General features: G+C 39.0%; 21 protein-coding genes. 7 read left to right on the forward strand and 14 right to left on the reverse strand.

Annotation, left to right across the window (positions count from 1 at the left end):
* Window positions 1-17: 17 nt before the first annotated feature.
* Window positions 18-3,377: a DNA polymerase III subunit alpha gene (gene dnaE / locus LG336_RS21575; RefSeq protein ID WP_404329523.1), complete on the reverse strand. Its 3,360-nt coding sequence runs from the start codon at window positions 3,375-3,377 to the stop codon at window positions 18-20.
* Window positions 3,378-3,535: 158 nt separating this feature from the next.
* On the opposite strand from dnaE, the gene LG336_RS21580 reads away from it, so the two are divergent.
* Both LG336_RS21580 and ytrI read left to right on the forward strand, forming a co-directional pair.
* Window positions 3,536-3,865, forward strand: coding sequence for a YtrH family sporulation protein (locus LG336_RS21580; protein WP_221875234.1), 330 nt, complete (start codon window positions 3,536-3,538; stop codon window positions 3,863-3,865).
* Between the two features lies 1 nt (window position 3,866).
* On the forward strand, window positions 3,867-4,370 hold the full coding sequence (gene ytrI / locus LG336_RS21585; protein ID WP_404329524.1) for a sporulation membrane protein YtrI: 504 nt from the start codon (window positions 3,867-3,869) through the stop codon (window positions 4,368-4,370).
* 30 nt (window positions 4,371-4,400) lie between these two features.
* Here the strand turns inward: ytrI and LG336_RS21590 are convergent, their stop codons facing one another.
* Window positions 4,401-5,333, reverse strand: a complete 933-nt coding sequence (locus tag LG336_RS21590) for a bifunctional oligoribonuclease/PAP phosphatase NrnA (RefSeq protein ID WP_404329525.1) — start codon at window positions 5,331-5,333, stop codon at window positions 4,401-4,403.
* A 144-nt stretch (window positions 5,334-5,477) separates the two neighbouring features.
* On the opposite strand from LG336_RS21590, the gene LG336_RS21595 reads away from it, so the two are divergent.
* Window positions 5,478-5,783 (forward strand): YtpI family protein, encoded by a 306-nt coding sequence (locus LG336_RS21595; RefSeq protein WP_404329526.1) that lies wholly within the window; start codon window positions 5,478-5,480, stop codon window positions 5,781-5,783.
* Between the two features lie 105 nt (window positions 5,784-5,888).
* Here LG336_RS21595 and LG336_RS21600 read toward each other — a convergent pair whose 3' ends face one another.
* The 3 genes from LG336_RS21600 to LG336_RS21610 all read right to left on the reverse strand — a co-directional run bounded on the left by LG336_RS21600 (window position 5,889) and on the right by LG336_RS21610 (window position 8,389).
* Window positions 5,889-7,208, reverse strand: coding sequence for a DRTGG domain-containing protein (locus LG336_RS21600; protein WP_404329527.1), 1,320 nt, complete (start codon window positions 7,206-7,208; stop codon window positions 5,889-5,891).
* A 129-nt stretch (window positions 7,209-7,337) separates the two neighbouring features.
* Window positions 7,338-7,577 (reverse strand): hypothetical protein, encoded by a 240-nt coding sequence (locus LG336_RS21605; protein ID WP_404329528.1) that lies wholly within the window; start codon window positions 7,575-7,577, stop codon window positions 7,338-7,340.
* A 131-nt stretch (window positions 7,578-7,708) separates the two neighbouring features.
* Complete coding sequence (locus tag LG336_RS21610; protein WP_404329529.1) at window positions 7,709-8,389, reverse strand: metal-dependent hydrolase; 681 nt, start codon at window positions 8,387-8,389, stop codon at window positions 7,709-7,711.
* Between the two features lie 201 nt (window positions 8,390-8,590).
* Between LG336_RS21610 and LG336_RS21615 the strand changes: the two genes are divergently transcribed.
* Both LG336_RS21615 and deoC read left to right on the forward strand, forming a co-directional pair.
* Window positions 8,591-9,688: a M24 family metallopeptidase gene (locus tag LG336_RS21615; protein ID WP_404329530.1), complete on the forward strand. Its 1,098-nt coding sequence runs from the start codon at window positions 8,591-8,593 to the stop codon at window positions 9,686-9,688.
* A 140-nt stretch (window positions 9,689-9,828) separates the two neighbouring features.
* A complete protein-coding gene (deoC, locus tag LG336_RS21620) occupies window positions 9,829-10,503 on the forward strand; it encodes a deoxyribose-phosphate aldolase (protein ID WP_404329531.1) in 675 nt (224 codons plus the stop codon).
* Window positions 10,504-10,983: 480 nt separating this feature from the next.
* Here the strand turns inward: deoC and LG336_RS21625 are convergent, their stop codons facing one another.
* The 3 genes from LG336_RS21625 to LG336_RS21635 all read right to left on the reverse strand — a co-directional run bounded on the left by LG336_RS21625 (window position 10,984) and on the right by LG336_RS21635 (window position 13,467).
* Window positions 10,984-11,919 carry a manganese-dependent inorganic pyrophosphatase gene (locus LG336_RS21625; RefSeq protein WP_404329532.1) on the reverse strand — a complete coding sequence of 312 codons (936 nt, stop codon included), beginning with the start codon at window positions 11,917-11,919 and terminating at the stop codon, window positions 10,984-10,986.
* Window positions 11,920-12,080: 161 nt separating this feature from the next.
* A complete protein-coding gene (gene ald, locus LG336_RS21630) occupies window positions 12,081-13,202 on the reverse strand; it encodes an alanine dehydrogenase (protein WP_404329533.1) in 1,122 nt (373 codons plus the stop codon).
* Window positions 13,203-13,314: 112 nt separating this feature from the next.
* Window positions 13,315-13,467 carry a hypothetical protein gene (locus LG336_RS21635; protein WP_404329534.1) on the reverse strand — a complete coding sequence of 51 codons (153 nt, stop codon included), beginning with the start codon at window positions 13,465-13,467 and terminating at the stop codon, window positions 13,315-13,317.
* A 94-nt stretch (window positions 13,468-13,561) separates the two neighbouring features.
* Here LG336_RS21635 and LG336_RS21640 point away from each other — a divergent pair, with 94 nt between their 5' ends.
* Window positions 13,562-14,014, forward strand: coding sequence for a universal stress protein (locus LG336_RS21640; protein ID WP_404329535.1), 453 nt, complete (start codon window positions 13,562-13,564; stop codon window positions 14,012-14,014).
* A gap of 77 nt (window positions 14,015-14,091) precedes the next feature.
* On the opposite strand, the gene argH is transcribed toward LG336_RS21640, so the two are convergent.
* Entirely contained in the window at window positions 14,092-15,477 is a 1,386-nt protein-coding gene (gene argH / locus LG336_RS21645; RefSeq protein WP_404329536.1) for an argininosuccinate lyase, read from the reverse strand.
* Window positions 15,474-16,682: an argininosuccinate synthase gene (locus LG336_RS21650; RefSeq protein ID WP_404329537.1), complete on the reverse strand. Its 1,209-nt coding sequence runs from the start codon at window positions 16,680-16,682 to the stop codon at window positions 15,474-15,476. The genes argH and LG336_RS21650 overlap by 4 nt, the downstream gene beginning before the upstream one ends.
* A 220-nt stretch (window positions 16,683-16,902) precedes the next feature.
* Between LG336_RS21650 and LG336_RS21655 the strand changes: the two genes are divergently transcribed.
* A complete protein-coding gene (locus LG336_RS21655) occupies window positions 16,903-17,217 on the forward strand; it encodes a hypothetical protein (protein WP_404329538.1) in 315 nt (104 codons plus the stop codon).
* Window positions 17,218-17,293: 76 nt separating this feature from the next.
* Here LG336_RS21655 and LG336_RS21660 read toward each other — a convergent pair whose 3' ends face one another.
* The 4 genes from LG336_RS21660 to LG336_RS21675 form a co-directional block, all read right to left on the reverse strand.
* Window positions 17,294-17,806: a molybdenum cofactor biosynthesis protein B gene (locus tag LG336_RS21660; RefSeq protein WP_404329539.1), complete on the reverse strand. Its 513-nt coding sequence runs from the start codon at window positions 17,804-17,806 to the stop codon at window positions 17,294-17,296.
* A 2-nt stretch (window positions 17,807-17,808) separates the two neighbouring features.
* Complete coding sequence (locus LG336_RS21665; protein WP_404329540.1) at window positions 17,809-18,648, reverse strand: EcsC family protein; 840 nt, start codon at window positions 18,646-18,648, stop codon at window positions 17,809-17,811.
* A gap of 117 nt (window positions 18,649-18,765) precedes the next feature.
* Entirely contained in the window at window positions 18,766-19,953 is a 1,188-nt protein-coding gene (locus LG336_RS21670; RefSeq protein WP_404329541.1) for an acetate kinase, read from the reverse strand.
* A gap of 472 nt (window positions 19,954-20,425) precedes the next feature.
* A complete protein-coding gene (locus LG336_RS21675) occupies window positions 20,426-21,412 on the reverse strand; it encodes a class I SAM-dependent methyltransferase (protein ID WP_404329542.1) in 987 nt (328 codons plus the stop codon).
* Between the last annotated feature and the right edge of the window lie 159 nt (window positions 21,413-21,571).

The raw sequence follows: 21,571 nt of genomic DNA on the forward strand, positions 1-21,571 counted from the left end.
CAGAGACTTGTAAAGGTCTATTTCTTTAGGACGACTTTTTTTTCTCCTAGAAAAATCCTTAGATCTTCTAAGCAGCTTTCTGTCCCATTAACCTTATATTCTTTACTCAATAATACTGTCTTCTCTAACTCTGCGTAGTGAAGGATGACTGGAATGGTCCCGTTATATTTTTTGAGGATTCCTTTTAGCTCATTTAACCTGTCTGCTTTTTGGTCATTTGCATCAATCTTTAAAAATAACGTCGCCGACTTTTGCCTTTTTTCCTTGGCTTCCATTTCTATGTCAAGGACAGTTTGAATGATGAATTGGCCTTTTCCGTCCCGTTCTTCCATTTTTCCATCTAATAAAACTACCTCACCTTGCTTTAAAAGAGGACCAGACCGCTTATAGACTAAAGGAAATGCAACAGCCTCTATTTCTCCACTTGGATCACTTAGTGTTAAAAACGCCATTGCTTCCCCTTTCTTTGTCCGAATCATTTTCGTTTCGGTAATATAGACGCCTATCCTAGCTTTTTCTCCTGTCCGATAGTCAGCCATATAGCGTGCTCCGGCTTCGGTTAACTCTTTTCCTTTTACGGATATCGGGTGTGTAGAAAGGTAGATTCCGAGAACTTCCTTTTCGAAGGAAAGCTTGTCTTCTACTCTTAAAGGGTCAACCATAACGTACTTGGGTTTTAGTTCGAATTCGCTATCGAAAAACAAGCCAACCTGTCCTGAATCTTCAGGAGCCATTAGTTGTGCATGTTCAGCTGCAACATCTAGTGTCGCAAGCAGGATAGCTCGATCTTGTCCAAACTCATCAAACGCTCCCGAATGAACAAGTGACTCCATCGTTTTTCTATTTATCGCTTTTTGAGGAACCCTCATACAGAAATCAAAAAGGTCTGCAAATGATTTCTGCTTCCTTGCCTGAAAGATTTCCTTCAAAGCTACCGCTCCTACCCCTTTAACCGCTGCAAGGCTATAGCGTATACACTTTCCTTCGGCTTGAAAACTAAACTGACTCTTATTAATCGAAGGCGGAAGAAGCGTAATTCCCCTATAGGTTAGTTCTCTCGCATACTGCGATATTTTTGTTTCATTCCCAATTGACGAAGTCATGAGGGCTGCATGGAAGAAGAGTGGATAATGTGCTTTAAGATAAGCGAGCTGATAAGCAATAAAGCTATAGGCAACAGCGTGACTTCGATTGAATCCATAGTTGGCAAATCGGACAATTAAATCATAGATTTGATTGGCTGTATCGCGCTCATAGCCTTTTTTTAATGCTCCCTCCACAAAATGAGTTCTCTCCTTATCTAAAACTTCCTTCTTCTTTTTGCTTACTGCTCGGCGTAGCAAATCCGCTTCACCGAGGGAAAAACCAGCCATTGTAGAAGCAATTTGCATGATTTGTTCTTGGTAAACAATGACTCCATACGTATTCTCTAAAATCCCTTTCAAATCCGGATGGGGAAATTCAATTGGCTCTATCCCGTGCTTTCTATTGATAAACAGAGGGATATTTTCCATAGGACCTGGACGATAGAGTGCATTCACCGCAACAATATCTTCAAACCTGGAGGGTTTTAACCTTAATAAAACCTTTCTCATCCCTTCAGATTCCAACTGAAAGACACCGGTAGTATCGCCGTTGCTTAACAGTTCAAAAGTTTGCTTATCCTCGAGGGGAATCCTCCGAATGTCCACTCTCCTGCCAGTTTTTCGATGGATGGACGTAAGGATGGACTCAATTAACGTTAAATTGCGCAATCCAAGAAAATCCATTTTTAATAAGCCGGCTTCCTCAAGATGCTCCATTGAATACTGGGTTAGAAGAATGTTTCCATGTCCGGTTTGGATTGGGATTAGACTAGTCAGCGGTCTTTCACTTATAACGACACCTGCCGCATGTGTTGACGTATGCCGCGGAAGACCTTCAAGCTTGATTGCGGTTTGGAATAACCTCTGATTCAAGTCTGATTCATCCACAAACTTTCGTAAGTGTTCCGATTCTTTATAAGCCTCATCAAGTGTTACTCCCAAGCGGGAAGGAATTAACCTTGAAAGCCTGTCTAATTCCTTTGTATTTAACCCAAATACCCTGCCTACATCCCTAGCAGCTGCCTTTGCTGCAAGTGTTCCAAAGGTAATGATTTGGGCAACATGTAGCTCTCCATATTTATTTGCTACATATTCAATCATTTCATCACGACGATGATCTGGAAAATCAATATCGATATCCGGCATTGAAATTCTTTCCGGATTAAGGAAGCGTTCAAATAATAACTGATGACCAATTGGATCCACATCTGTAATATACAAGACATAAGCCACTATCGACCCTGCCGCTGAGCCCCGGCCTGGCCCGGTTAAGATTCCCTTATCTCTAGCAAACTTCATGAAATCCCAAACAATTAGGAAGTAATCGCTGAATTTCATGTTTTTTATCACCGAAAGTTCATACTTTAATCGACGAATATGTTCATTTGATGGATTTTGATATCTATTCTTTAGACCAGTAAGACATAGCTGTTCCAGTAATTTGTCAGCTGTTTGGTCCTCTGAAACCGGGTATTTTGGCAAATGCTTCGTTTTTAAATCAATCATTACGTTGCAATCTTCACTTATTTTCAAAGTGTTTTCTAAAGCACTTGGGTATTCCGAAAATAACTCAATCATTTCTTCAGAGCTCTTTAAATAATATTGATTGCTCCCTAGTACACTCCGGTTATCTTCCTCAAGTTTCTGACCATTTTTCATTGCTAGTAAACACTCTTGAGCAAATGAATCTTCAGATTGAAGATAATAAACACTATTAGCGGCAATTAGTTGGAGCCCCGTCTCCTCTGAAAGACCTGCCATTTGCTGGACCAAATCATCCTGTCCAGCCACTCCTTGATTTTGCAGGGAAAGAAAAAAACGGTTTCGCCCAAAGATTCCGGCGAAAAGATCAGCCAAGATGAGCGCACGTTCTCGGTCGCCATTGAACAAACTTTGTTCAATCTCCCCTTCAATCCCAGGTGTAAAAGCGTACACTCCTTTTGCATAATGGCGCAGCCATTTAACTGGTATCCCCTCAGGTGATTTTGTTTGTATTGCACTCGTAATTTTTATGAGATTTTGAAATCCTTCATTATTTGAGGCAAGCAGGACAAGTGGTCCAACCTTCTCTTCATCTATTCCTAAAATATCAACGGTCAATCCAATAATTGGTTTAATCGAATTCCGTAAACATTCTTTATAAAAAGCAATGGTTCCATACATAACGTTTCTGTCCGTTAGAGCGATTGCGGGAAAACCCTTTTCTTTTGCAGCTTTAACAAGTTCATCTATCTTTATGGTACTTGTTAAAAGACTATAAGCACTGTGTACTTGTAAATGTAGATAGGACAAAGGAATCACCTCCTTTAAAGGTTTGTCTTCTTTTATTATAGGGGTTGAGTAAAAAAAAGAAAATATGTTCTCCTTTTTTACTACAGAGTTTAATCATATTTGGGCAAGTTTGTCCATACGATTTAATGAAGAGATTACTTCCCAAAGGGGACTATTATATGAATCAACCATTTATTTCTCACTTATTTGAGAGTTATTTCATTGCACTCGGTGTTCTACTTGGTGGATCACTTATAGGGGGACTTGCCTCTTTCCTAACAGGACAGCCTTTGCTCACGCAAGTTTCTCGGATTTCAGAATTAATTAGGATTTGGGCAATTATAGCGGCAATCGGGGGTACCTTTGACACCGTATATAGCTTTGAACGTGGCTTAATGGACGGAGAAACTAAGGACATATTTAAGCAGTTTTTACTTATTCTGTCTGCAATGGGAGGAGCTCAGACTGGAGCAACAATTATTAAATGGTTAACATTGGAGCATATATAACATGCGAATTCCACCTTATTATCGAAAGCCATCCTGGCAACGTTTCTTTTCAGGTATGGCCATCGGTGCCTGCTTAAGCTGGTGTATCTTTCTTTATATGCATGGAGTCATCTTAGAGGATAAATCAGCTGAGATTAATAAATTAAAAAGTGATCTTGAGACAGAAAAAAACAATGTTAAGATTTGGCAGGAAGATTATAAAGCTCTTAACGAGAAAAATCTTAAACAACTGACTATTCAAGATATAAAGGTTAAGATTACAAACGGCGAAAAATATGACCTTGATTCCCTCGCTGTCTACCAGGCAGAAGAAGATATTAAGGAAGATTTAAATTATTTCCTAGCTAAAGATTTGGAGTTCGTTTATAAAAGTAGAGATTTAATCTCAAAGATTATTAAGAATAAAGTGATTCGGCTCAATGGCAAACGTTATCGGCTAAAAACCACTTATACGTTTGTCTATACCACCGTCAACATTCAACTTGAGCTACAATTAGATAATTAGAAGGCCCTGCGAATACAGGGCCTTCTTTTTTTATTTACACAACTCTACTAAATCATTTACTACATCGTTTGCTTCATTCCAGGAATAAATGGAAGCCCCTGAAGCAAGTGGATGACCGCCACCGCGATATTTACGAGCCAGTACGTTTATGATAGGACCCTTAGAGCGTAATCTTACTCTTATTTGGTCCTCTTCCTCAATAAAGAATACCCACGCCTTAATCCCTTTAACGGACCCTAGTTCGCTAACAAGAAGAGACGCATCTGATGGCTTAACACGATAATCTTGTAAAAGTTCTCTATTCAAAGTAACAGAAGCTGCTCCGTTTGGAAGTACCTCAAAGTTTTGTAGGACATAGCCCTTCAGTTTCACCACATTGGTATCAAGCTCATACATTTGATCGAACAGCTCAGTTCGTGAGAAGTTATAATGAATTAATTCACCTGCATAAGAAAATGTCTTCTCAGTAGTACTTGGATAGATGAACCTTCCTGTATCTCCAACAATCCCAGCAAAAATTAATCGTGCCGCTTCATCTGATAGTTTCAGACCGCGATTTTTAAACTCTAAGTAAAACTCATAAATCATTTCACTTGTCGAACTTGCAGTTGTATCTACCCAGACAATATCCCCATAAGGATCTTCATTTGGATGATGGTCAATTTTAATAAGTTTTTCACCAAGGTTGTATCGTGTATCGCATATCCTTTCTTGGTTAGCTGTGTCACAAACAATCACAAGGGCACCTTGATAGACTTCGTCTGAAATCGTATCGAGCCTCTTCATATAATGGAGAGATGGTTCTTCTTTTCCCACGGCGTAAACCTTCTTCTCAGGGAATGATTCCTTGAGTACTTCAACAAGACCGCCTTGTGATCCGTAAGCATCTGGATCTGGACGAACATGCCTATGTACAATAATTGTGTTGTATTTTTCAATCTCGCTCAAAATTTGTTCTTTCATACTATTTCTCCTTCAAAAAAACATTATATTAAATTCAATCTAATCATAGAATTATGAAAATAAAAAGAAAAACTGATAATATAGTAATTTGAGACAAATAACGTTAAAATAAAAAGTAGATTGTATAATGGAGGAAATATATATATGCCTTTACTTGTCATGTTGATTGTTATCTCATTTGCCATGTATGTATTCTATAAAATGAAATACGTTCGAAGTTCACGACCTATTGAGAAAAAATGGTTATCTACCAAGTCGAGTATTGCTTTAGGACTTTTTGTTGCCTTGTTTGGATTGAATCAGTTATTTTTATTTCAAACAACTATAACATATATCATTTCTGGCTTATTTATTCTACTTGGAGCTTTAAATGCCTTTTCGGGATATAAGGCGTACAAACATTATCTTCCTTTTGCCATTCAAGAAGCAGACGAAGCTAATAGCCATTAATAAGGAACTCGTATTATGAAAGAAGCCGACCTAATGGTCTGGCTTCTTTTATTAATGTCGGCGTGCTCCAGTCCATACGTCGCTAAACGGGCACTTCCGCTTTTCTTATTGTCTATCTATAAGCTGACATACCATCATTGCTTTTCCGACGAGGACTCCGTCGTTGTAAACTTCTACATCTACTTTTCCGAACTTTCTTCCAACTTCAAGGACTCTTGGATAAATCTCAAGGATGCTGTCGATTTGAACTGGCTTTAAAAAATAAATGGTCATGTTTTCAACAACGAGGTCGCCTTTTTTATAGCCTCTTAAAATACGGTTTGCTGCTTCTGACACAAGGGTTGTAAATACCCCATAAGAAATCGTTCCAATATGATTAGTCATTTGCGGGGTTACAGTGCAACGAAAGCTATCTTCATCTTTCGTTTTTCCTCGAGTTACAATCATTTGACTTGTCACAGCATCATCTAACGTATCCCCTACTTGTGGTTGCCGTTGAATCATTTGAAGTGCCTTCAATACGTCCTGCCTACTGATTATTCCAATGAGACGATGTGAATCGTCAACAACAGGAAGCACCTCAATCCCTTCCCACACCATCATATGAGCTGAAGAAGCAACGCTTGTCTTGCCACTAACAGTCATTGGTTGTTTCGTCATAACCTTTTCAATCGGAGCATCAAGATTATCTCCCATGATATCTTTAGACGTAATCATACCCTGAACCTTCATATTACGATCAACAACTGGAAAGCGACTATGTCTTGTCTCGTCTTTATACCTATACCAATCGGCCACCGTATTGTCGGTCTTAAGGTAGGCTGTCTCCGTAATTGGGGTAAGAATATCTTCTACTAAAACAATTTCTTTTTTAATAAGCTGATCATAAATAGCTCTGTTGATCATCGTTGCTACTGTAAACGTATCATAACTACTAGATATGATAGGGAGTTGTAATTCATCGGCTAGCTTCTTAACACTATCTTCCGTATCAAAGCCACCGGTTATTAACACAGCTGCACCAGCTCTAAGTGCTTGTTCATGTGCTTTGTCCCGGTTCCCGACAATTAAAAGGTTACCAGCGCCCGTATATCTCATCATGGCTTCAAGCTTCATCGCACCGATTACAAATTTATTTAAGGTCTTATGTAGACCTCCCCTACCTCCTAGCACTTGGCCATCAACAATATTGACCACTTCTGCAAAGGTAAGCTTTTCAATATTCTCTTTCTTTTTCTTTTCAATCCTGATTGTGCCAACACGTTCTATAGTACTAACATAGCCTTTATTCTCGGCATCCTTAATTGCCCTGTATGCAGTTCCCTCACTTACACTCATTGCCTTGGCGATCTGACGGACCGATATTTTTTCCCCGATGGGGAGTTCATCAATATATTGTAAAATTTGTTCATGCTTAGTTGCCAAGACTTTCACCCTTTACCAAAGTAATACCGTACGAAAATAAGTTCCTTACTTTATTATAAAGTGAAAAAAGTCTTGATTCAATTGTATACTTGGCTCAACTACGCGGTTTTTCACAACTTTCCATCATAATCAGGCGAGTCCACGGCTTTTTCTTGGCTTTGACTCAACCTTCGTCCTTGCAACCTTTTGTTTTTTCGGTGTATATAGAAATGCCGAAAGATTTCCTGCAATAACAAATAACGCGAATATCAACCATGCACCAGCAAACAAACTTTCCAGACCTATAGTATCAAAAGAGATTCGTGGTAAGGCATAATAAAGCATCACCCCACATAACAACAAACATAGAAGATAGCGATTTTTATTCATAATAGTCCTCCTGTTTCTTTGGCTTGTTCTATATTTATGCGATAAGTACGAAAACATTAATCTTTACGGTAGGAATAATAAAAGATATAAAAAAACTGCTGCCTACGAAATGTACAGGCAGCAGTTCTTTATTATAATTGGATTTCTTCTCCTGGTTGGAGCACTCGGCCGTTTTGTTCTTTTAGAAGCCCAATGAATTTCTGTGGATCCTGTTTAATCGGTGGAAACGTATTAAAATGGATTGGTACCACTTGTTTAGCTTGGAGGAATTCTGCAGCAAGTGCTGCATCCTCTGGCCCCATGGTAAAATTGTCTCCAATTGGTAGGAAGGCTAGATCAATCGAGTGAAGCTCCCCAATCAGTTTCATATCTGAGAATAATCCGGTATCACCGGCATGAAAAACCGTCTTTCCTTCAGCAAATAATAAAACTCCTGCTGGCATACCTCCATAAATGATTTGTTGGTCCGCTGTTGCAAAACCAGAGCCGTGGAAGGCTTGAGTCATTTTCACTTTTCCAAAGTCAAATTCATAAGCTCCACCAATATTCATTCCATGGGTACGTACCCCTTGCCAGCTGAGATATGTAGCCAAATCAGCATTGGTAATCACTAAGGCGTCATTTTTCTTGGCGAGTTCAACTGTATCCCCAACGTGATCATTATGAGCATGCGTTAAAATGATCACATCCGCTTTAACCTCACTCACTTTAAGGTCTGTGAGTTCATTTCCCGTAATAAAGGGGTCAAAAAGGATTGTCTTGCCACCTGTTTCTACTTTTACAACGGAATGACCGTGATACGATAGTTTCAACTCCATCTCTCCTTCCATTCATCTCTTAAGTTACTTCTACAATTGTTATATAAATCCTTTTCATATATACCCAATTTTCATTGATAAAAGTTTACTTTTTCTCTTCTGGTTTGATAGTCTCTAACTAAGCCTCTCTTAACTGAGGTCATGGTTGCACTGGCTTTTAAATAATAAATGCATAACTAGGAGGGAATACTTAGTATGTTAGAACGAATCAAAAGGATATCAAGCTGGTTGGCTGAAAATGAAGTCGAAGTGGCTTTTCTTACTTCCCCTGATAATGTTTTTTACTTAAGTGGTTTTCTGAGTGACCCGCATGAGCGGTTATTAGGTGTCGCCATTTTTCAAGACGCTGAACCCTTCCTAATTTGTCCAAGTATGGAGAAGGATTCAGCTAAGCACGCGGGATGGTCATATGAGGTGATTGGTTATTCTGATACCGACAATCCCTGGGACATTGTCCAAAAAGCGATCACATCAAGGGTATCAACCGTACATACAGTGGCAATTGAAAAAGAACACATGAACGTTGAGCGCTACGAAAAACTAAACGGAATGTTCCATCGAGCAAAATTTATCTCTGCTGAAGAGAAATTAAGGAAACTACGTTTAAAGAAGGACCCACAAGAGCTCGAAAAAATAAGGGAAGCCTGTGCACTTGCGGACTATGCCATCGAGGTTGGTGTGGCTGAAATAGCAGAAGGGAAAACGGAATTGGACGTTCTTGGTGCTATTGAGTACGCCTTAAAGAAAAAAGGTGTGTTAGCAATGTCCTTTTCTACCATGGTCTTAACCGGGAAGAATGCTGCTTCCCCGCACGGAACACCTGGAGATACGAAAATTAAGAAAGGTGATTTGGTTCTTTTTGACCTTGGGGTTGTGGTTGACGGCTATTGCTCTGATATAACCAGAACGGTTGCATATCAAGACATTAACAACGAACAAGAACACATCTACCAAACAGTGCTAAAAGCTCAGTTAGAAGCTTTAAAGACCATCAGGCCTGGTGTGCCTTGTTCAGAAGTCGACATAGCCGCTCGTAATTTCATATCTTCAGCCGGTTACGGGGAGTATTTTCCGCATAGGCTTGGCCATGGATTAGGCATTAGCGTTCATGAATACCCATCTTTGACAGAGACCAACCCTCTAATTCTAGAGGAAGGCGCTGTATTCACTGTAGAGCCAGGAATTTATGTTCCCGGTTTGGCTGGAGTCCGGATTGAAGATGACATCGCAATCACAAAGTCTGGAATTGAGGTACTAACGAAGTATCCGAAGGAATTACAAATTATTAGATAAGCGGCTAACTTGAACAAAGGGTTAACATTTGTTCAAATGTGAATTTACTTTTGTTCAAGTAATTGGTATATTGTTCAATGTAGATAAAAATATTTGAAAAGAACTTATTAGTTTTTTATTTTATAGGAGGACTAAACTAAATGACAACACAACTAGCACAAATGATTGATCACACTCTACTTAAAGCCAATGCGACAGAGGCAGAGATTATTAAATTATCTGAGGAAGCCAAAGAACATAAATTCGCTTCTGTTTGTGTTAATCCTACTTGGGTGAAAACTGCAGCAGAAGTTCTAAAAGATGCTCCAGAAGTAAAGGTTTGTACTGTTATCGGCTTCCCGCTTGGAGCAAACACTTCTGATGTAAAAGCGTATGAAACGAAAAATGCGATTGAAAACGGTGCTGAGGAAGTCGATATGGTTATCAATATCGGGGCTTTAAAAAGCAAGCAATACGAAGTGGTTGAAAATGACATTAAGGCAGTAGTTGAAGCAGCCAAAGGGAAAGCTTTGACAAAGGTTATCATCGAGACCTCCCTTTTAACAGATGAAGAAAAGGAGACAGCTTGCAAACTCGCTGTTCAAGCAGGAGCTGACTTCGTAAAAACTTCTACTGGATTTTCTACTGGAGGCGCGACGAAGGAAGATATCGCTTTGATGAGAAAAGTAGTTGGTCCTTCCATTGGTGTAAAAGCATCCGGAGGAGTAAGAAGTCTTGAAGATGCACAATCGATGATTGAAGCTGGAGCTACAAGAATCGGGGCAAGCTCTGGTATTGCCATCGTAAATGGACAAACGTCTGATTCTGCTTACTAATAGTAAAGCGTAAGCGCTCGTCCCAACGACCATATCTTTTTGAAAAAAAATAAACAATCCGGCTTATATGCTGGTTTAGGCTGTCGAAAAAGTACGACAGCCTCTTTTTTATTTGGTTTACTTTAAGTATTCCTACTTGCTCTTTGACTCTTAACAAGAATAGACGGAAAAATTCCCCTTAATTAGTAAATTGCAATAAAAATAGCCTAAATAAGCGGAGAAATTCCCCTTATTAACTCGAAAAACGTGAAAATGGGAGGATTTTTATTGCATAACGGGAAAATCTCCCCTTATATCCCCCGAACCGAGCTCCATTCTGCAATTAACGGAAAAATTTCCGCTTATTTTACTTTCGCTAGTTAGGCCACATACCAATGAACATCACTTACTATGAATATTGGTTAAAATAAAAATTGCCGAGAAAGATACCCTTTCTCGACAATCCGAAACCAGCTTAAAAATGCAGGTTATTTGCTTTTTTTATCCTCTTGCAACAAGAGTATCTGTTAACACTGGTACAACTTGTTTCTTACGGGAAACGACACCTTTTAAGATTGCCGTATTGTTTTCTAAAGTAACATTAAACGCTTCTTCAACTGCACTAGACTCTTTACCCAATGCAAGCGCCGCAGAATCGTTTGTTAAGATATCAGTAATAACTAAAAGGAATAAATCTAACTCCTTTTCAGCAATCACCTTTGAAAGCACATCTTCAAGTTCTGCTTGTCGTGCTAACACCTCATTGACATCGACTGTATTTACTTGAGCGATTTCAACCTTTGAATTTCCCATTGTAAATTCTTTCGCATCAAGGGAAATCAATTCCTGAGTTGTTTTACTGCTCAAATCTGCCCCAGCTTTCAGCATTTCAAGTCCGTACTCCTCAGCATTTACACCAGCAATTTCTGCAAGTTCTTTCGCAGCGGCTACATCTTGCTCTGTGCAGGTTGGAGATTTAAATAACAGTGAATCAGAGATAATTGCTGATAGCATCAATCCAGCGGTTTGCTGATCTAGCTCCACGTCATTTTCTTTATACATTTTGTTTAGAATCGTTGCCGTACAACCAACGGGCTCAACACGGAAGTATAAAGGGTCACTTGTTTCGAAATTAGCGACACGGTGATGATCAATAACTTCAGTAATTTTGACTTTTTCAATTCCGTCTGCACTTTGCTGGCGTTCATTATGGTCAACTAGAATGACGCTTTTCGCCTCATCTGCCACACTGTCAACTAGTCGGGGCTCTTCTGCCTTAAAATAATCTAACGCATAAGCTGTTTCACCGTTGATTTGACCAAGGCGAACAGCTTCTACATTTGCTCCAAGTTTCTTTTTTAAATTTGCATATGCAAGCGCTGAGCAAATTGAATCAGTATCAGGGTTCTTATGCCCAAAAATAAGTACGTTTTCCATTGTGACACTCCTCATGATAAATAATTTGCTAAAGGTCATTGCTCTTAGGCTGTAGACCACTTTCCCACTTAACAATATACTATAAATTAACACTAATTGACATCCTTCACAATCCATAAAAAAGAAAAAGACTCAGTATATCCTGAATCTTTTCTACTACGCTAAGATTGTTGCAGCAAAGCTCGGGCATCCGAGTACGGCAAATTCTGCGCCTCAGCAACAGCTTTATACGTTACATGTCCATTAAAAGTATTAATCCCTTTTAAAATCGCTTCATTTTCTAAACAAGCTTGCTTATATCCTTTATTAGCAATTTGAGTAGCATAAGGAACTGTTACATTTGTCAGCGCAATGGTTGATGTTCTCGGAACGGCTCCAGGCATATTGGCCACAGCATAATGAACAACTCCATGTTTCTCATAAGTAGGTTGGTCGTGCGTTGTAATCCTGTCCGTGGTTTCAAAAATTCCGCCCTGGTCAATGGCAATATCAACGACAACAGATCCTGGTTTCATGGATCTAATCATTTTTTCAGTTACCAATTTAGGAGCACGTGCACCGGGTATGAGCACAGCACCAATCACTAAATCAGCGTTTTTTACAGCTTCAGCAATATTATAAGGGTTTGAGATTAGGGTGGTAATTTCATGACCAAAGATATCATCAAGCTGCCGTAAACGGTCGGGATTTAAATCGATGATTGTTACTTCAGCTCCGAGTCCAATCGCCATTTTGGCCGCATTAGTACCAGCGACACCTCCGCCAATAATGGCTACCTTTCCTCTTTGGACACCAGGGACACCTGCAAGAAGAATGCCCTTTCCCCCATGTACCTTTTCTAAAAATTGTGCTCCGACTTGAGGTGCCATCCTCCCTGCCACTTCACTCATCGGAGTTAGGAGCGGTAAACTTCCATTTTGCAGTTGGATGGTTTCGTATGCGATTCCAATAACCTTCTTCTCCATAAGCGCCTTCGTTAAGGCAGGCTCGGGCGCAAGATGTAAATATGTAAATAAAATCAACCCTTCATAAAAATATGAGAACTCTTCTGCGAGCGGCTCCTTTACTTTCATAACCATTTCCGCGCTCCATACTTCCTTAGCAGTTGGGGCGATTTTTGCTCCCGCTTGACGGAAGTCATCGTCAGTAAAACCTGATCCAAGACCAGCATCTTTCTCAATCCAAACTTCATGTCCAAACTGAGTAAGGTTTACTACCCCTGCAGGTGTCATCGCGATCCGGTTTTCATTATTTTTTATTTCCCTAGGTACACCGATACGCATTTCTCATCCCCCAATATATAAAAAAATAACCCCTTCATTCTCTCTATCTGAAGATATTTTAGATGAAAAAAAAGAGAAAAACAAGCTGAGATTTACAGCTTGTTTCTAAAAACTACTCTTCACTTCGTATTGAAATCTCAGCTTCACCAGTGGTGGAATCTATTACTCCACTATTGTATGAGTCCATAATTTGTTGAGTAACTTCCATACTTCCAGTTTCATCGTACGTATAAGATTCGCGGTCATTACGTTTAGGTTTTCCCATTATTCGCCCCCCTTCCTATCTATATTGTTCGTTAGTTTGTAACATACATACCATAAAAATTACTGTATAATTAAGGTAAAGGAGGAGGATAACAATGGGACTGACATATAAAAATGTTTTAGTTGCCGTTGATGGATCCAAAGAAGCGGCTTGGGCATTCAAAAAGGCGGTTGAAATAGCTAAAAGGAACGACGCAAAGCTTATTATGACTCATGTTATTGATTTAAGGACATTTGCCACTGTTGAGGCCTATGACCGGACCATCTCAGAACGTGCAAAAGAATTTGCTGAAGAACTCCTCGAAAACTATAAACTACAAGCAATTGACTCTGGAGTAAGAGAAGTAACCTATACAATTGATTATGGTTCTCCAAAAGTAAAAATTGCAAAAGAGATTGCTAAAAAGTACAACGTTGACCTCATCATTTGTGGAGCCACAGGTATGAATGCAGTTGAACGCTTCTTTATTGGCAGTGTATCCGAACACATTGTCCGTTACGCTCCTTGTGATGTAATGATTATCCGAACTGAGAAGGAAGAAGAATAACGTTAGAAATATTCCCTTCATAAATTTAATAAATCGAAAAAGCACGCTACCACATTGGGCCGCGTGCTTTATTTTCGTTAAGATTGGTCTGCTTCAATGAGAAGTTTTCCTTTTTTTATTTGCGCGGTTACTTCTGCAAAGCCTGTACCCCCGGCTGAATTTCTACGAACAACAGCATTATAAGGGTTTAATGCATCGTAAATATCCTCTGCAAATAAAGAACTTGATTTCTTAAATTCTTCAAAAGATAAGTCTGCTAAATAACAACCCTTTTGAATACAATGCAGCACTAGTTTTCCTACTACCTCATGTGCTTCTCTAAAAGGCATCCCCTTTGCAGCAAGGTAATCTGCTAGTTCCGTTGCATTTGAGAAATCCTTTGTTACTGATGATTCCATATTGTCTTTATTCACTGTCATGCTTTCTACCATGCCAGCAAAAATTTTCAAGGAGCCTTGAACTGTTTTTACAGTATCAAACATTCCCTCTTTATCTTCCTGCATGTCCTTATTATAGGCTAGCGGAAGTCCCTTAAGGATTGTCAGCAGGCTCATCAAACCTCCATAAACTCTCCCTGTTTTCCCTCTAATCAATTCAGCCATATCCGGATTTTTCTTTTGCGGCATAATGCTGCTGCCTGTTGCAAAGGTATCATCCAATTCAATAAAGCGGAATTCCTGGCTAGACCAAAGAATAATTTCTTCGGCAAACCTAGATAAGTGCATCATCATAATCGAGCTAGCTGACATGAATTCAAGGATAAAGTCACGGTCACTAACCGCATCAAGACTGTTTTGGTATATACCATCAAAGCCAAGCAATTCAGCACTATACTCTCGATCAATTGGAAAGGTCGTCCCTGCAAGTGCTCCTGCCCCTAGAGGACTAATATTAATACGTTCTAAGGCACTAAGGAAACGTTGCTTATCACGCTCAAGCATCCAGAAATAGGCCATTAAATGGTGCCCAAACGAAATTGGTTGCGCTCTTTGTAGATGAGTGTAGCCAGGCATAATGGTCTCAACATGCTCTCCGGCCTTCTTAAGTAACACAGCTTGAAACTCGTTGATTAATGTTCCCGTTAATTTTACTTGTTCCCGTAAATACAAATGCATATCTGTAGCCACTTGGTCATTTCGGCTTCTTGCTGTATGGAGCTTGCCGCCTACTGGACCGACAAGCTCTGTCAACAAGTGCTCCAAATTCAAGTGAATATCTTCATATTTAGTAGAGAATTCAAGCTCCTTTTTCTCCGCTTTTTCCTTTAATGTTTTTAAACCTGCAACGATTGTATTGGCTTCATCTGCTGTTAAAATTCCACATTTCGCTAACATGGTCGCATGGGCGATGCTTCCCTGGATATCTTCAAGGACTAATTCTTGATCAAAAGAGATTGATGCTCCAAATTCATCGACCCATTCTTCAGCGGAAGCCGTGAATCGGCCGCCCCATAGTTTTTTCACACATTCACCTTCTTGCCCTGTACCATACTTTGAACTTTTGTTGGAAGGCCCCATAGGTTGATAAAGCCAACCGCTGCAGCATGGTCAAATTCATCTTCCTTTGTATAAGTTGCTAATTTTTCATTGTATAAAGAATAAGGAGACTTTCTTCCTTCGATAATCGCATGTCCCTTAAACAGTTTAACCCTTACAGTCCCTGTCACATATTTCTGCGTTTCCTTTAAGAACGCTTCAAGCGCTGGGCGCAATGGTGAGAACCATAATCCTTCATAAATCATTTCGGTAATTTTCTTTTCAATAACTGGTTTGAAGTGAGCTACTTCTTTAACTAGAGTAATATCTTCTAGCTCTTTATGAGCTTTAATCAGTGTCATTGCACCTGGAACTTCATATACTTCACGAGACTTGATACCAACAAGGCGGTTTTCAACATGGTCAACGCGACCTACACCATGTTTCCCAGCAAGGATGTTCAGTTCTAGGATAAGCTGAGCTAGAGAAAAGGATTTTCCGTTCAAGGATACTGGTACACCTTGTTTAAACTCAATTTCAACGATTTCTGGTGTATCTGGCGTATCTTCAAGTTCATTTGTTAATTCAAATGCTTCCTTTGGAGGAGCAGCCCATGGGTCTTCAAGAATCCCACATTCGTTACTACGGCCCCATAGATTTTGGTCAATAGAAAATGGACTATCAAGATTGACTGGAATTGGAATATTTTTTTCAACTGCGTATTCAATCTCTTCTTCACGAGACCATTTCCAATCACGTACAGGTGCAAGAACTTCCAAGTCAGGATTTAAAGCTTTAATGGATACTTCAAAGCGAACTTGGTCATTTCCTTTTCCAGTACAACCATGTGCAACTGCAACCGCACCTTCTTTTTCAGCCACTTCCACAAGTTTCTTTGAAATAAGTGGGCGGGAAAGAGCCGATACCAATGGGTACTTCCCTTCATATAATGTATGAGCTTGAAGAGCGATAAGAGCATATTCCTGAGCATACTCTTCTTTAACATCAAGAACATATGATTTAACGGCGCCAACTTTCAATGCCTTTTCTTTAACAAAGTTTAAATCTTTTCCTTCACCAACGTCTAAACAACAAGCGATAACGTCGTAACCTTTTTCTTGAAGCCATTTTATTGCAACAGATGTATCAAGCCCGCCTGAATATGCAAGCACTATTTTTTTAGATCCAGTCATTTATGATTCTCTCCCTTTGAATATTTATACAATCTCATATATGTTTATTCATTATAATAAAACTTAACAGGTTTTGCTCCATTTTTCAATGCTTAATGGCTAAATTTTTTTAAATATTTTTTTAACAGGATGATTCTTTGTCTAATATTCATATTTAAATGGAAGCTATTTACCTATTGATGTAAAATGGAAGCAGGATTAGAGCGGGGTGAAGCTATTCATGAAGGAATATTTTAAAGAGGATAAGAGGTTAGGCATTCAACTGCCTGCTTTTAGTACAGAGTGGGATACCTTTTCTAAGGAAACTCAATATGGAATTTTACTTCATTGGGAAAAGATTCGTGGGAGCATTCCTGACCGAATTGCAGATTTGGAGGCCTTGATTAATCAAAAACAAGCGGCTTTGAACGACGAGGCAGATTTTAAACAATCCTGCAGACTAAACAGTGAAATTGCCGAACTCGCATCGATCATCAATGACCTTTGGCTCTGGTATCGGACTCATCAGGACATAACAGAAAAAGCACATGTGTAGAAAAATTGAAAAAGGATCGCTACAAATGGGAGTAAATTCCGTGATTGTAGTGATCCTTTTTGGGTGGCTATTTTAATTATAAATCTTTTTTTAACTCCCTCACAACATGGCCGATTTCAGGTAGGATTAATTTATCCATTGCCAGTCTAACCGCCCCTGTGGACCCAGGGGTTGCAAACACAGCTTTATCATTCACAACCCCAGCTGCAGAACGGGAGAGTAATGCAGCTGAGCCAATATCTTCTTGGTAGCTTAACATCCGAAAAAGCTCGCCAAAGCCAGTAATATCTTTTTCAAAAATACCCTGAACAGTTTCAATGGTCACATCCCGCTTGGCAATCCCAGTTCCGCCATTGGTCAGAACAACATCAATTTCAGGATCACTGCAGCCTTTTAAGACCTCCATTTTAATTGGCTCGGCTTCATCTTTTACTATGACATAATCGGAAATAATGTGTCCTGCGTTTTCAAGCATTTCGATCATCAATTTGCCACTTTTATCGGTATCTTTATTTCTCGTATCACTAACGGTGATGACTTTACAGTGGACTTGATTTGGCGCAGCTTGTTTATGTTCTTGTGTGCTCATTGCTACACTCCTCTATGTAAAAAATATCGCATTTGATAGTATTTATGGGCAAAATCGGTTACCTTCCTAGTCAATTGATAATTAGAACCGGCACCAATTGCCATGCTTATAACTGGGATTCCCTGCATTTTTCTCTTTCTAAACATGAGAATCAGTATGGCTTTCATGATTTGCTTTATCGGCTGTTCGACCCAGGTAATGTCCGTCAGCTCTTCTTTTCCATGATAAAAATACAAATCATCAGCCTCTGCTTGCCTTAAATCATCTCTCAGCTCATTCCACCCACTGTATTGCAGCCTTTTTGGCATCATTGCCGTATGGAAAACCTTTAAAGCCGTCATCATTTCAAAGGGGGTGTTAACCTCAAATCCGTAAGACATGGCTATCAGTTGCACGGATCGTAAATTAATTACAGCCATAGCGGGAAGATCTGCACCAAGCACAAGATTTCCACCACTTCCCGACATTCCACCTTGAACAAAGGAATAAAGCCGATGCCTGGCAATCTGTTGATCGGCAATAAATTCAATTTGTTCTATAGATAAATATCTCATGTCCGTGACAGATTCCATATCAGGTTTGAATACCCGACCAGCAGACATAATTCTTTCCTTTGCGTCCATCTGTAGTTGCGAGCCTTGGATAAGAGAATGGAGATGAAACAACCAACTGTCAAATTTAGCAAAGAACTGTTCTTGTACTTCTTCAGGAAGCATTGAGAATGTCCGTTCTAAATATCTGTCATAGACCAACTCTAAATCATTTGGTACATATTCAGAAAGGGATACCTCCCAATCCTTTAACTCTTTAAGTACACTCAATTCCCTTTCCGTTAATGACATTGTGAACCCTCCAGCGATCAATTTACCTTTAGTATAGCACAATTTTTCCAGTCAAATGCTTCAGTACCTTGGGAAGAAAAAAAGGCAAAAGCGGAATGCTTTTGCCTTTTTAAAAAATTATTTTGTCAATCTTACAATATCTCTTGCAATCATGACTTCTTCGTCTGTTGGAATGACCATTACTTTTACAGGAGAATGAGGGTAACTGATAAACGACTCTTCTCCACGGATTTTGTTTAATGCGGGATCCCAGTAAACTCCCATGAACTCTAATCCTTTAAGAACACGTTCACGAATAGATGTGCTATTTTCACCAATACCGGCAGTGAAAATAATCGCATCGACACCACTCATGCGAGCTGCATATGATCCAATGTATTTATGAATTCGATTCGCAAACACTTGAAGAGCTAGTTCTGCACGCTCATTTCCTTTAGCTGATTCATCTTCGATATCACGGAGATCACTTGAAAAACCGGAAACACCCAACATGCCACTCTCTTTATTCAAGACATCTAAAACTTCATCTGCAGTCTTATTCGTTTTTTCCATTATATACGGAATAAGTGCAGGGTCAATATTTCCTGAGCGGGTTCCCATTGTAACACCAGCTAACGGGGTGAAGCCCATTGAGGTATCAATTGATTTACCCCCTTCAATTGCTGCAATACTAGCACCATTACCTAAATGGCAGGAAATCAAACGTAAATGCTCAATTGGTCTTCCTAACATTTCAGCTGCACGTTCTGAAACGTATTTATGCGATGTACCATGGAATCCATACTTACGAATTCCATATTCCTTATAGTAGTCATATGGTAAGCTGTATAAAAATGAATTCTCAGGCATCGTTTGATGGAAGGCTGTATCAAAAACGGCAACAGCTGGTATACTAGGCAATGCCTGTTGGAAGGCACGAATGCCTGTTAGGTTCGCTGGGTTATGAAGTGGAGCAAGCTCTGATAGTTTCTCAATCTTTTCTATTACTTCATCCGTAATCACAACAGAATCACTAAACTCCTCGCCACCATGAACCACCCTGTGACCAACACCTACAATCTCATCAATTGACTTAATAATTCCAAGGGTAGTTAACTTATCTAGAAGCATTTTAACTGCTACTTCATGATCTGGGATATCAAGAACATCCTTCTGCTTTTCCCCATTAACAGAAATTTGAAAAATCGAATCTTTCAGACCGATTCTTTCAACTATTCCCTTCGTAATTACTTCTTCACTTGGCATTTCAAAAAGCTGGAATTTTAGCGATGAACTACCAGCATTAATTGCAATCATTTTAGCCATATAACTTTTACGCTCCTTTATAAACAACTTGTGCCAAAACTAGTGGAACACTCTCAACTTATTCTGTGCAACAAGCCCGATTTATATCTCTCCATTCACAATTAAAGCACTCTCCATTTTACTTTTCAATTGTGTTATCGCTTACATGACTAATGAGTTTTTATTCAGATACTTTGAAAATTTAGTTAATATAAAATAACCTGTTTTATTACATAAACACCTTAACAATAAGTAAATTTCCATACAAAAAAACCGGTGATTGATCACCGATTTTCACTTCTTTTATTTTGGCTCTTTTCTCAAACTTTGTTGCTTTTGAATATAAATTATTGGGAATTAAGCATTGTTTCACTCCAGATAATCGATATCTAATGAGAAAAGAGCTTGTAAACTCACTATAACGTAAAAAATAGCTTATCTTGCGTTAAATTCGGCTTTAGGAATTTAACAACAATCTTTACGAAAACAGCCTTTATTTTTTGTTTTCGTTAAACCAGGTATCAATTTTAGCAAGGATATTGCTCATCGCCTGACCATCGGAAAGCTTTGGCAGATCAACCAATAATGCTTGCTTTGGTGGTTTAATGTTCTCAGCTTTTTTCTGTAAAATTAATATACTTTTTGCTGCTTGCTTATTTTTAAACATCGCTAATGGCAGTTGGACAATCCCTTGAATATTCAAATGATTTTTAACAAATTCATGTAAGTTGGAAGCTTGTTCACTTTCAAACATCCCGTTCGGAATAATGAAGAATAAATATCCTCCCTCTTTCGTATGTTTGGTGCTTTGTTCAATAAAAAGATGGTGGGCGTAAGTATGGCCCGTTTTTGCATGTATTTCATAATCTGCAGCTCTAACATCATTTGGATAAAATCCAATTGGCAAGTCACAAACCACTACATCCACTGGGTCGATAAACAAGCTTTCGAGACTATCTTGATTAAATAGTTCAACCTCATGCATTTGCAGGTTCGCATTTACATAAGCTAATTTAATCAGAATATCGTCAATGTCACTACCAACGGATTGAATGATTTTATCTGTCTGTTGGTTTAGGATAGTGGAAAGGAGATTTCCTGTGCCAATAGCAGGATCTAGTATACGATAGGATTGCTTATCAATAAATTTATTAACTAGATACCCAATAAACATTCCCACTGAGTCCGGGGTCATTTGGTGATTGGGCTGGATCGTTTCTTTCATTCCTTTTAGAATCGCAAGTTGAAATGCTTTACGAATTTCTTCTCTCGAGTAATCAGCAAGCTTAATTTCACTATAGGTTTTTTCAAGCCTCTTATAAGTGAGCTCACTTAGGTCGTCTTGGAGAATCTTTCCGTGAAAAAGGTTTTCTCCTGTTTCTGCAAGGGCTTCTAAATATGTACAAGATAATTCATCTTTTATCATATCCGCTGTTACGTTAAAGGCTGTAAACAACTTTTCTACAGGTACAATACTCAATTCTTTTCCTCCTGTAACTATTATTTCTTCATTTTAGCTTTCGTTTTCTTATTGGACAAGTTTAATGGTTACTAATTTTGGTATACGTGATTTCCGCTCCAATCAAAATTAAGTAAATAGTAACCCCTCATTAATAAAGACAAAAACCGCAGAAATGTT

It is taken from the genome of Mesobacillus maritimus, from assembly GCF_044803185.1.
GTDB classification, from domain to species: domain Bacteria; phylum Bacillota; class Bacilli; order Bacillales; family Cytobacillaceae; genus Mesobacillus_B; species Mesobacillus_B maritimus_B.

Bases quoted from the DNA above. Each gene is read 5' to 3' on its own strand.
- LG336_RS21670 (WP_404329541.1), bottom strand. From the start codon at position 19,953: ATGGCTAAAATGATTGCAATTAATGCTGGTAGTTCATCGCTAAAATTC.
- LG336_RS21635 (WP_404329534.1), bottom strand. From the start codon at position 13,467: ATGGGAAAACCTAAACGTAATGACCGCGAATCTTATACGTACGATGAA.
- LG336_RS21660 (WP_404329539.1), bottom strand. From the start codon at position 17,806: ATGAGCACACAAGAACATAAACAAGCTGCGCCAAATCAAGTCCACTGT.
- LG336_RS21590 (WP_404329525.1), bottom strand. From the start codon at position 5,333: ATGAAAGAACAAATTTTGAGCGAGATTGAAAAATACAACACAATTATT.
- LG336_RS21580 (WP_221875234.1), top strand. From the start codon at position 3,536: ATGAATCAACCATTTATTTCTCACTTATTTGAGAGTTATTTCATTGCA.
- ald (WP_404329533.1), bottom strand. From the start codon at position 13,202: ATGCGTATCGGTGTACCTAGGGAAATAAAAAATAATGAAAACCGGATC.
- LG336_RS21625 (WP_404329532.1), bottom strand. From the start codon at position 11,919: ATGGAAAACGTACTTATTTTTGGGCATAAGAACCCTGATACTGATTCA.
- ytrI (WP_404329524.1), top strand. From the start codon at position 3,867: ATGCGAATTCCACCTTATTATCGAAAGCCATCCTGGCAACGTTTCTTT.
- LG336_RS21615 (WP_404329530.1), top strand. From the start codon at position 8,591: ATGTTAGAACGAATCAAAAGGATATCAAGCTGGTTGGCTGAAAATGAA.
- LG336_RS21595 (WP_404329526.1), top strand. From the start codon at position 5,478: ATGCCTTTACTTGTCATGTTGATTGTTATCTCATTTGCCATGTATGTA.
- LG336_RS21640 (WP_404329535.1), top strand. From the start codon at position 13,562: ATGGGACTGACATATAAAAATGTTTTAGTTGCCGTTGATGGATCCAAA.
- LG336_RS21665 (WP_404329540.1), bottom strand. From the start codon at position 18,648: ATGTCATTAACGGAAAGGGAATTGAGTGTACTTAAAGAGTTAAAGGAT.
- deoC (WP_404329531.1), top strand. From the start codon at position 9,829: ATGACAACACAACTAGCACAAATGATTGATCACACTCTACTTAAAGCC.
- LG336_RS21605 (WP_404329528.1), bottom strand. From the start codon at position 7,577: ATGAATAAAAATCGCTATCTTCTATGTTTGTTGTTATGTGGGGTGATG.
- LG336_RS21650 (WP_404329537.1), bottom strand. From the start codon at position 16,682: ATGACTGGATCTAAAAAAATAGTGCTTGCATATTCAGGCGGGCTTGAT.
- LG336_RS21655 (WP_404329538.1), top strand. From the start codon at position 16,903: ATGAAGGAATATTTTAAAGAGGATAAGAGGTTAGGCATTCAACTGCCT.